Below are 8,769 nucleotides of genomic sequence, written 5' to 3' on the forward strand. Positions count from 1 at the left end.
CGCCCCGCCCCGCCCCGCCCCGCCCCGCCCCGCCCCGCCCCGCCCCGCGCGACCGCGTCCTCGGCGCCGTCGGTCCGGCGCCCGGCCTGGCGCGGTGCAGTCGAACGGTTCCGGCAGTCGCGCGCGGCGTCCCGGTTCCCCTCCTGCCGGCTTGTCCCGCATGGCGGGAAGCCGGGCTAGCATGGGCGGGTAAGCGGTCCAACGACGGACGGAGGCGGCAATGCACCAACCCGATCGGGTGACGCTCCGAGAGGTCGCCCCGCGCGACGGCCTGCAGAACGAACCGCCGGTGCCCACCGCCGACAAGATCCGCCTGATCGACGCGCTCTCGCGCACCGGCCTGTCCCGGATCGAGGCCGTCAGCTTCGTCAGCCCGAAGGCCGTCCCGCAGATGGCCGACGCCGCCGAAGTGTGGACCGCCGTCGAGAAGCACCCGGGCATCCGCTACTCCGCGCTCGCCCCCAACCGCCGCGGCGTCGAGCGCGCCCTCGACGCCGGGTTCACCGCCGTCGAAGTCGTCGTGTCCGCCTCCGAGACCCACAACAAGGCCAACGTCGGCCGCAGCGTTGCCGACTCCCTCGCCGAGCTCCCCGACATCTGCGACCTGGCACGCGAGCGCCTCGCCGCGGTCGAGGTCATCATCGCCACCAGCTTCGGCTGCCCTTTCGAAGGCGACATCGCCCCCGCCCAGGTCGCCCGAATCGTCGAAGCGGCCCAGGACGCCGGCGCCGCCAGAGTCGCATTCGGCGACACCACCGGCATGGGCACGCCCCGCCGGGTCACGGACCTGCTCGACGCCGTGCAAGCCGGCGCCGGAGCCGACCTGCCGATGCTCATGCACTTCCACGACACCCGGGGAACCGCCCTCGCGAACCTCCTCACTGCACTCGACCGCGGCGTCACCGAGTTCGACGCCAGCGTGGGCGGGATCGGCGGCTGCCCGTTCGCCCCGGGCGCTTCCGGCAATGTGGCGACCGAGGAAGTGGTCCACATGCTCCACGACATGGGCGTGGAGACGGGCGTGGACCTCGACGCCCTCATCCGCACTGCCGAACTCGCCCAAGAGATCGTGGGCCGTCCGCTCGAGTCCGGCGTCCTCCGTGCCGGACCTCGCACAAGTCTGTCGCCGCAACCTTAAGCGGCGCTGAAGCCGCCTGAAGCCGCCTTCAGGAACCGTCGCCGCCCGCCGCGAACGTGACCCGTAGCACGACTCCACTGAGGGGCGAGGCCGCCCCGGAGGAGCGGTCCGGCAGGCGTAGGTCATTGCAGCGCACGCGTTCTGAGTCTCGAGTGCTGCTCGCGGCAGACACCCTCGTCGGTGGCTCGCCGCGCCGGCGACGCATTCGCGCACAGCAAAAGGGAAGGCCCCGGGGTCTCGAACCTCCCCAGGGCCTTCCTACGGACACCGCCACAGGACGGCCGGTGCCCGCGCCGGGTAAAACCTCCGAATACCCGGACGACTCATCGTGACATCGGAACCTCAAAGCCACCACGGTTCTCTGAGGAACCTCACGTCACAGTTCGCTAACACTAGGTGTCACTCGGCACGTGTTCAGTGAATTTCCAGGCCGCCAGCACCGCGGCGACCACCAGGAGGCCGAACACGCCCCGCCACCCGTACAGCGGCAGCGCGAACAGCGCGAGCACCCCGGCGGTGATGCCGACCAGCAGCGACGTCGCGGACAGGACCACCGACGCCGAGCCGTCGCCGACCTCGACGTCCGCCAGCACCCGCCCCGACACCGCGATCACGACCCCCGACGCCGCCCCGAAGAGACCCGCCGCGGCGACCGCGAACACGAAGCCCGGCGCCAGCGCCACCGCCAGTGCCAACAGAGCGACGGCGCCGGCGCCGATCCCGCCGACCTCCCGGGCCCGCCCCAGCGGGCCCGTCCGCGGCACGGCGCTCACCGCGGCCACCAGGCCGATCGCGAACGCCCCCAAGGGCCACAGCCGCATCCCGGCTCCCGCTTCGAACGCGGCGGCGACATCGGTCGAGAGGAACGCCGTCACCGACGCGGCGGCGAACGCCACGGCCTGCGCGAACGCCGCCCACAGCGCGGTCGCCCAGCGCCGGGGTGCAGGGCGGCGTCCGGGCGCCGGCCGGGAGGCCGGGCGCGGAGCGTCGGCCGCCGGATGTCCGGCCGGCAGATCCCGGCCGGATTCGGCCGCGGAACGGCTCTGCGCGTGACGGGTCCTGTCGTCAGTGAAAGATGCGGTCTCAGCGGCCGGGAGCACCGGTCCGGCGGAGGCAGCGCGGCGCTGCGGCCGCGTGCCCACCGGAGGCGTCGAGCCGGCGGCGGACTCGGACGGGCGGCCCGATTCGGGGCCGGTCCGCCGGCGTCCCTTCGGCGGCCGCGGGCCCGCCGAAGCGGGAGCGTCGGCCGGGAGACCCGGACCGGACTCGCCCTCGGGGCGGCGTCCCGGGCGGCCGGAGCGGCCCCCGGCGTGGTCGGGCGAGCCGCCGGCAGGGCCCGGGCCCGCCGGGCCGGGGCGCCCGGCGGCCGGGCCTCGGGTCTCCATCGATGCGGTCATGGCATCGACGGTAAGCGCGCGGGCGCGCCTGCGCCCCAGTCGAACGACCGGGCCGGGCGACCGGTCCCCGACCCCGGTCACCCCAGCCGTTCCACCAGGTCAGCGCGAGCACGCCCCACCCCAGTCGAATGACAGATGCGAGAACGCCCCCGCAGTGGCTACGCTGGGAGCGTCCCCGGTCGTCCTGAGGATGGAGTCGCCGTGACGCCTGCTTTCGGCCCTGCGCCGCAACCCTTGCGCGAGGGCCAAGCGGCCCAGCCGTACGGCGAATCCCCCGCCCCCGCGCAGCGCGCCGTCCTCTACGGGCGCGACCGCGAACTCGACACCATCCAAGCGCTCCTCGACGGCGCCCGCGTCGGCCACGGCGGCGCACTCGTCGTCCGCGGCGAACCCGGCATCGGCAAGTCCGCGATCGTCGACGCCGTCATCCCCCGCGCCGAAGGCTTCACCGTCCTGCGCACCCTCGGCGTCGAAGCCGAGCACACGTGGTCGTACGCGGGCCTCCAGATGCTGCTCCACCCGCTCCTGCACCGCCTCGACCGGCTCCCCGCCGCCCAGGCCGACGCCCTGCGCACCGCCCTCGGCATGGCCGACGGCACCGGCCGCGCCCACTCCCTCCAGGTCGGCCTCGCCCTCCTGAACCTCCTCGTGGACGCCTCCGCCAAGCAGCCCGTGTACGTCGTCATCGACGACGCCCACTGGCTCGACCGCGACTCCACCAACGCGCTCCTGTTCGCCGCGCGCCGCCTCTCGACCGAGTCGATCGGCATGGTCCTGGTCGTCCGGGACGGCTTCGCGCCCGACTTCCCCGCGCCCGGCATCCCCGAACTCACCCTCGGCCCGCTCGACCTCCCCGCGTCCCAGGCGATCCTCGACATGCGCGCCGACGAGATCCCCTTCACCAGCCGCGACTGGATCCTCCGCATGGCCGAAGGGAACCCGCTGGCCCTCCTGGAGCTCCCGGCCGCCGACAACGAGGAGTCGCTGCTCCTCGCCGACACCTCCAACAGCCGCTACTCCACGACCTCGCGCATCAAGCAGGCGTTCACCGAGCGCATCATCGCCCTCCCCGAGTCCACCCGCACGATCATGCTGCTGGCGGCCGCCGAGGAGACCGGCGAGACCGCCGTCATCGCCGAGGCCGCCGAGCGCATGGGCTCCAGCCTCGCCGACCTCGAACCGGCCGAAGTGGACGACCTGCTGCGGTACCACCGCGGCCGCATCGAGTTCGTCCACCCCCTGATCCGCTCCAGCGCCTACCACTCCGCGCCGCGCGCCCGCCGCATCGAGGCCCACCGCGCCCTCTCCGAAGCGTTCGGCGACGACGACATCCGCGCCGCCCGCCACCTCGCCGCCGCCACCACCGGCCTCGACGAGAAGGCCGCCGCCGCACTCGAAGCCATCGCCTCCTACGAGGCCGAACGCGGCGGCTGCGTCGCCGAGATGGCCGCCCTCGAACGCGCCGCGAGCTTCACCCCCGACCCCTGCCGCCGGGCCCGCCGCCTCGTCGAAGCCGCCCAATGCGCCTACGCCGCAGGCATGACCGGCAAAGCCGTCGAACTCGCCGAAGCCGCCGAACGGCTCACCGACGACCACGTCCTCCTCGCCCGCACCGCCCTCATCCGCGCCACGATCCTCTCCTGGGCCGGCCACTCCAAGGGCTTCGACGTGTGGATGGAATCGGCCGAGCACTACGCCGCCACCGGCCACGAGAACACCGGCTACCCGCTGCTGCGCGGCGTCTGGAACGCCTGGGAGACCGGCGACTTCGCGAAGGTGAAGTACGCCTCCGGGCTCGCCTCCAAGTACGGCGGCTCCAACAACGCCTGGGTCCGCCGCCTCGCCCGCGCCGCGGCCGGCCTCAACCGCCAGCCCGACGACACCGCCGGCGAGGCCGTCGACGCCCTCCGCTCCCTCTACGACTACTACCAGCCGCTCCACGAGGACTTCCAGGCGTTCGACCAGGTCCTGGCCGCGCGCTGGCGGTTTCTCGCGGGGGACGTGCCGGCCGCGCACCAGGCGGCGGCCGAGCAGGTGCGGGCGTGCCGCGAGCGCGGGGCGATGAGCCCGCTCGTGCAGGCGCTGCTCGTCCAGGCCCAGACCCAGTTCCACTACGGGCGGTACGCGGACGCGCAGGCGTCCGCCACCAGCGCGATCGAGCTCGCGCACGAGCAGAACGACCGCCGCGCGCTCATGCAGGGCCGCATCTGGGTCCTGCTGCCGATCGCCGCGATCCGCGGCGAGGAGCGCCGCTGCCGGGAGCTCGTCGCCGCCGCGATCGAGGACGCCCCGGAGGACTCGGTGATCCCCGCCGACACCGCGCTCGGCCTGCTCGAGCTCGGCCTGGGGCGGTACGAGGCCGCGTTCGACCGGCTGCTGCGCATCGCCGAGGGCGTCACCCCTATGGAGGTGCTCACGCAGGTCCCGACCCTGGTGGAGGCGGCGTTTCGCGCCGGGCGGCTCGGCGAGGTCAAGGAGGCGTTCGACTGGTTCGCCGACTGGGCCGACGCGACCGGCCGCTCCTACTGGGAGGCCCTGGTCGAGCGGTGCCGCGCGCTCATGGCGACCGAGGCCGAGGCCGGGACGCACTTCGCGCGGGCCGTCGAGCTCCACCGCGCCGACGACATCGACCCGTTCGAGCGGGCCCGCACCGAGCTCGTCTACGGCGAGTGGCTCCGCCGCGTCCGCCGCATCAACGAGGCCCGGGCGCACCTGCGCGAGGCCACGGAGGTCTTCGAGCGCCTCGGCGCCGTCCCGTGGACCCAGCGGGCCCAGGGCGAACTGCGCGCCGCCGGCGACTCGACGGCGGTCGAGGCCAAGCCGGACCTGGCCGAGCTGCTGACGCCGCAGGAACTCCAGGTGGTCCGCCTCGCCGCCGACGGCCTGACGAACCGCCAGATCGGCGAGCAGCTGTTCGTCTCGCCGCGCACGGTGGGCTACCACCTGTACAACGCGTACCCGAAACTCGGCGTCTCCTCGCGGACGGAACTGGCGAAGCTCGACCTCTAAGGTGGCACGTCGCGCCGAGCGCAGCGTCCGGTCATCCACTGCCGCATGATGTTCACGTGCGCACCTTGACGTTGGACGAGTTCAACGAGCGCTTTGACGCGGTGATGGTCGCGGTCGTGGACGGCGAGTCGTTCATCACTGCGGCGGTCGCGAGATCGCGGACCTGGTATCTCACCGTGAGACCGGTGGGGTTCGCGACGTCAGCGGTACAGCTTGACCTCCACGGTGCGCACATGGTGTTCTATCTTGGCGTCGGTCGTCGCCAATGGGCATTGAAGCTGCTCGGCCAGGGCGACATAGCTGGCGTCATAGGGGTTGAGGTTGTCCCGGAGGTCCCATGCCCGCGGCCCGGTGACCGATTCCGGGTACCGGTAGAGCGTCATCGAGCCCTTGACGAGCAGCGCCCCCTCGGCGCGGGCTCGGCTGATCCTGCCGCCGAGGAGCAGGCCGCGAAGTGCGTTGCGGAACTCGTAGTCGATCAGATGCGGGGCATGGAGTTCTTGCCGTGACACGTCATCGAGCAGCTCGGCCGGCGGATCCTCGCCGACCATGGCCTCGACGAGGGCCGAGTTGTCGAGCACGATCACGCTTCGCGCATCTTCCGGATCTCGTCGAGGATGTCCTCACGGCTGGCGCCGCCACCGATCGCCTTGAGCGCTTCAAGCCGTTCCCGTAGGTCGTCTGCCGTCGGGCGGGCGACCGCATCGGTCAAGATTTGCGCAGCGTAGGCCGACAGGGACTGGCGCGAACGGGCTGCTCGAGCCTTGAGTTCGGCGACGACCTCTTCGTCAAGGTCGCGCACTTGCAGGTTCTTCGCCATCGGTGTCTCCAAGACCATTCCTCGCGGTAGCAGTCTGGGAATCGCAGATGTGACATATGCAGACTGCGTGTCTCATGGAAATCGTAGCCCGAGGGAGAGCCGGCCGCTCCTCATTCGCTCAGGCGGGGACCGGCGTCCGCCACGGACGCGTCGTCGCCTGCAGGGCCGCCCCCAGGACGAGGATCGCCGCGACCGTCCACGCGGACAGGCGGTACCCATCGACCGCGCTCGCGCCCAGGCCCCAGGCCAGGGCCGCCAGGACCGGGCCGAGGGAGGTGCCGATCGTGCGGGTCGTCGCCATGAACGCGCCCGCCGTGCCGGACTGCTCCGGCGGCGCCGACGACAGCAGGTAGGTGTTCATCGGGCTGGAGAAGATCCCGAACGCCGACCCCAGCACGCCGATCCGGACCCCGAGGTCCACCAGGCCCGTCGACGCGTCCACGAACAGCAGCGGCACCACCGCGGCCACCACCAGGCCGGCGCCGGCCAGCGAGACCCGGCCCGGGCCGAACCGGTCGGCGAGCCAGCCCGACAGCGGCGTCATGAGCGCCACGCCGCCGATGAACGTCAGCATCACCGTCGACACCAGCTCCGGGCGCACCCGCTGCACGTCCGTCAGCAGGAACGGCAGGCTGAAGTTCAGCAGCCCCGTCACCGCCGACAGCAGGGTCAGGCTCAGCAGCGCCCCGCCGAGCTGCGGCGACCGCAGCAGCCCCACCGTCGCGGCCGACGTCGGCTGCCGCACCCACAGCGCCCCGAGCACCGCGCTCGCCGCCAACGCCCCCAACGAGATCCACGGCGCCGTGTCCACGTACTCGAACGCGAGCAGGAACGCCGCGATCGCCCCGCCCGAGGTGAGCGTGTCGACCACCAGCGCCCGGTCCGGCCGCGGCAGCCCGGTCCCGTTGGACGGCACCGAGACCGCCATGCCGACCAGCGCCGCCGCCGACATCGCCGTGAGGACCCAGAACAGGCCCCGCCAGTCGAACGCGGCCACGATGAACCCGCCCGCGCCGACCATGCCCATGCCGCCGATCGTCATCATCAGCGAGATCACCGACATGGCCCGGCCCCGCCGCTCGGTCGCCGCCGAGGTCACGATGATCCGCCCCGTCATCCCGAACAGGAGCCCCCCGAGGAGGCCGCCGAGCGCGCGGGCCGCCAGCAGCGTCCAGAACGTCGGCGCCAGCGCCGCCGCGACCGACGCGACGGTCAACGCGCCCATGGAGAACACCGCGACCGCCCGCAGGTCGGCCCGGTCGGCGAGCCGCCCGGCCGCGATCGCGACCGCGCCCATCGGCAGCGCGTACGAGAGGAGCACCCACGCCGTCGCGGCCTCGCTGACGGTGAAGTCGGTGCGGATGAGCGGGAGGGCCACCGCGAGCGTGGACATGCCGCCCGCCACGGTGAGCTGGGCGAAGCCGACCGCGAGGATCGCCGCCCAATCGGTCCTGGTCGCGGCCTCCGGGGCCGCCGTCTCCGTAGTCATGGCGGCGACGGTACGGACGAGTCGACCGGCCCCGCATCCGTCGGTCGACCGGAGCCGGCGACCGGACCGGCCGCGCCTTCCGTCACCTGCGGATCCAGTCGCCCGCCAGTCGCCCGACAGATGTCGTCCAGGTCGGTCCGTCCGTAATTTCGACCCCGAACCGCACCGACTGCAAAGGAACCGACATGAGCGACAAGCTGAACCTGGGCGTCATCATCGGGTCGACCCGAGAGGGCCGCTGGGCGCCCGCACCCGCGAACTGGATCGCCGGCGTCGCCGAACGCCACGGCGGCTTCGACATCGACCTCATCGACCTGCTCGACGCCGACCTGCCGCAGCACCTGGCCGAGCACGACATGTGGTCGACCGAGAGCGACCCGTCCGCGCCCGTCGCGGCCCTCTCGGAGCGGCTGCACCGCGCCGACGCGTTCATCGTGGTCTCCGGCGAGTACAACATGTCGATCCCCGCCTCGCTCAAGCACGCGATCGACTTCTACATGAACGAGTGGGCCGCCAAGCCCGTCGCCATGATCACCTACGGCGGCAAGATCACCGGCGGCCAGAACGCCGCGCAGCACCTGCGGCAGATCTTCCCCGAGCTGCGGACGCTCACCATCCGCAACACGATCGCGTTCCCCCGCTTCTACCAGCACTTCGACGAGCGCGGCGAGTTCACGAAGTTCGAGGAGTCCGAGCCGGCCGCGAAGTCCCTCCTCGACGAACTGCACTGGTGGGCCCGGGCCCTCGCGAACGCGCGCGCCGCGACCCCGATGCCCAGCCCGTACTAGGTGTGATGTTCGGGGAGGTTGTTCAGTCGGGTGATCGGTGGCTGGCCTCCGATGGCGGAGTGGGCTCGGTGGTGATTGTAGAAGTGGAGCCAGCCCGGCAGGGCTTGCCTGCGCTCGGTTTCTGAGGT

General features: G+C 72.6%; 7 protein-coding genes and 1 pseudogene. 3 read left to right on the forward strand and 5 right to left on the reverse strand.

Annotated features, from left to right (window positions below):
- The first annotated feature begins 220 nt into the window (after positions 1 to 220).
- A complete protein-coding gene (locus GFD30_RS25745) occupies positions 221 to 1,138 on the forward strand; it encodes a hydroxymethylglutaryl-CoA lyase (protein ID WP_153028009.1) in 918 nt (305 codons plus the stop codon).
- Positions 1,139 to 1,530: 392 nt separating this feature from the next.
- Here the strand turns inward: GFD30_RS25745 and GFD30_RS25750 are convergent, their stop codons facing one another.
- On the reverse strand, positions 1,531 to 2,034 hold the full coding sequence (locus GFD30_RS25750; RefSeq protein WP_153028010.1) for a hypothetical protein: 504 nt from the start codon (positions 2,032 to 2,034) through the stop codon (positions 1,531 to 1,533).
- A gap of 702 nt (positions 2,035 to 2,736) precedes the next feature.
- Between GFD30_RS25750 and GFD30_RS25755 the strand changes: the two genes are divergently transcribed.
- Complete coding sequence (locus GFD30_RS25755) at positions 2,737 to 5,544, forward strand: helix-turn-helix transcriptional regulator (RefSeq protein ID WP_194202124.1); 2,808 nt, start codon at positions 2,737 to 2,739, stop codon at positions 5,542 to 5,544.
- A gap of 200 nt (positions 5,545 to 5,744) precedes the next feature.
- On the opposite strand, the gene GFD30_RS25760 is transcribed toward GFD30_RS25755, so the two are convergent.
- From GFD30_RS25760 to GFD30_RS25770, 3 genes are all read right to left on the reverse strand, one after another.
- On the reverse strand, positions 5,745 to 6,131 hold the full coding sequence (locus GFD30_RS25760) for a type II toxin-antitoxin system VapC family toxin (RefSeq protein ID WP_153028012.1): 387 nt from the start codon (positions 6,129 to 6,131) through the stop codon (positions 5,745 to 5,747).
- A complete protein-coding gene (locus GFD30_RS25765; RefSeq protein WP_153028013.1) occupies positions 6,128 to 6,364 on the reverse strand; it encodes a FitA-like ribbon-helix-helix domain-containing protein in 237 nt (78 codons plus the stop codon). The genes GFD30_RS25760 and GFD30_RS25765 overlap by 4 nt, the downstream gene beginning before the upstream one ends.
- A gap of 118 nt (positions 6,365 to 6,482) precedes the next feature.
- Positions 6,483 to 7,853, reverse strand: a complete 1,371-nt coding sequence (locus tag GFD30_RS25770) for an MFS transporter (protein ID WP_153028014.1) — start codon at positions 7,851 to 7,853, stop codon at positions 6,483 to 6,485.
- Between the two features lie 185 nt (positions 7,854 to 8,038).
- Here GFD30_RS25770 and GFD30_RS25775 point away from each other — a divergent pair, with 185 nt between their 5' ends.
- Positions 8,039 to 8,641, forward strand: a complete 603-nt coding sequence (locus tag GFD30_RS25775) for an NADPH-dependent FMN reductase (RefSeq protein ID WP_153028015.1) — start codon at positions 8,039 to 8,041, stop codon at positions 8,639 to 8,641.
- On the opposite strand, the pseudogene GFD30_RS25780 reads toward GFD30_RS25775, so the two are convergent.
- Positions 8,638 to 8,769 (reverse strand): annotated as a pseudogene (locus GFD30_RS25780) (integrase core domain-containing protein); the annotation flags it as partial. The gene GFD30_RS25775 and the pseudogene GFD30_RS25780 sit on opposite strands and share 4 nt — an antisense overlap.

This window comes from Glycomyces albidus, from assembly GCF_009451885.1.
Lineage (GTDB): Bacteria > Actinomycetota > Actinomycetes > Mycobacteriales > Micromonosporaceae > Glycomyces > Glycomyces albidus.

Coding starts and splice junctions, on each gene's coding strand:
- GFD30_RS25745 (WP_153028009.1), top strand. CDS start 221: ATGCACCAACCCGATCGGGTGACGCTCCGAGAGGTCGCCCCGCGCGAC.
- GFD30_RS25765 (WP_153028013.1), bottom strand. CDS start 6,364: ATGGCGAAGAACCTGCAAGTGCGCGACCTTGACGAAGAGGTCGTCGCC.
- GFD30_RS25770 (WP_153028014.1), bottom strand. CDS start 7,853: ATGACTACGGAGACGGCGGCCCCGGAGGCCGCGACCAGGACCGATTGG.
- GFD30_RS25775 (WP_153028015.1), top strand. CDS start 8,039: ATGAGCGACAAGCTGAACCTGGGCGTCATCATCGGGTCGACCCGAGAG.